Origin of the sequence: Salinivibrio sharmensis (assembly GCF_001995985.1) — a bacterium.
Taxonomy (GTDB): Bacteria; Pseudomonadota; Gammaproteobacteria; order Enterobacterales; family Vibrionaceae; genus Salinivibrio; species Salinivibrio sharmensis.
On the sequence record NZ_MUFC01000039.1, the window covers coordinates 1 to 1,100 of the forward strand.

1 tRNA gene and 2 rRNA genes are annotated in these 1,100 nt (G+C 48.5%); all 3 read right to left on the minus strand.

Annotation, left to right across the window (positions count from 1 at the left end):
* Nucleotides 1–119: ribosomal RNA gene (locus BZG74_RS15465) — 23S ribosomal RNA — on the minus strand; the annotation flags it as partial.
* 255 nt (nucleotides 120–374) lie between these two features.
* Nucleotides 375–450: transfer RNA gene (locus BZG74_RS15470), tRNA-Glu, on the minus strand.
* A gap of 81 nt (nucleotides 451–531) precedes the next feature.
* Nucleotides 532–1,100 (minus strand): 16S ribosomal RNA (locus BZG74_RS15475); the annotation flags it as partial.

Genomic DNA, 1,100 nt, shown 5'->3' on the forward strand with positions numbered 1-1,100 from the left:
TTCGGACATCGATGGCTCAAATGCTTCTTACCAGCTCACCATCGCTTTTCGCAGGTTAGTACGTCCTTCATCGCCTCTGACTGCCAAGGCATCCACCGTCTACGCTTAGTCACTTAACCATACAACCCCAAAAGGTCTTGTATGAAAACAACTAAGGTTTTGTTTTTGCCGGACTCAAAATAGAGACTTTGCTTATCAAATAAGACAAAGCCCAAGCACACTTGATTGTGTGAGTGACATTACATGTCACTGATTGAGAACTTTACTGTCATTCTTTAATGAATGACTTGTCAGCTTTCCAGATTGTTAAAGAGCATGTCGTTTATTGCTAAATAAACCACTTTGTAATCACACTCGAAAGAATGTTTATAAAGTGGCGTCCCATAGGGGAGTCGAACCCCTGTTACCGCCGTGAAAGGGCGGTGTCCTAGGCCTCTAGACGAATGGGACGCATCGATATGTTTGGGTACATATCCTCTTTAATTCTTCAACCTATACAATCTGTGTGAACACTCGCAAAAATAGCGTCAGTAAGGAGGTGATCCAGCCCCAGGTTCCCCTAGGGCTACCTTGTTACGACTTCACCCCAGTCATGAACCACACCGTGGTAAACGCCCTCCCGAAGGTTAAGCTATCTACTTCTGGTGCAGCCCACTCCCATGGTGTNAGCACGTGTGTAGCCCTACTCGTAAGGGCCATGATGACTTGACGTCGTCCCCACCTTCCTCCGGTTTATCACCGGCAGTCTCCCTGGAGTTCCCACCATTATGTGCTGGCAAACAAGGATAAGGGTTGCGCTCGTTGCGGGACTTAACCCAACATTTCACAACACGAGCTGACGACAGCCATGCAGCACCTGTCTCAGAGCTCCCGAAGGCACCAATCCATCTCWGGAAAGTTCTCTGGATGTCAAGAGTAGGTAAGGTTCTTCGCGTTGCATCGAATTAAACCACATGCTCCACCGCTTGTGCGGGCCCCCGTCAATTCATTTGAGTTTTAACCTTGCGGCCGTACTCCCCAGGCGGTCTACTTAATGCGTTAGCGCCGAAAGCCAAAGTCTTAAACCTCAACCTCCAAGTAGACAGCGTTTACGGCGTGGA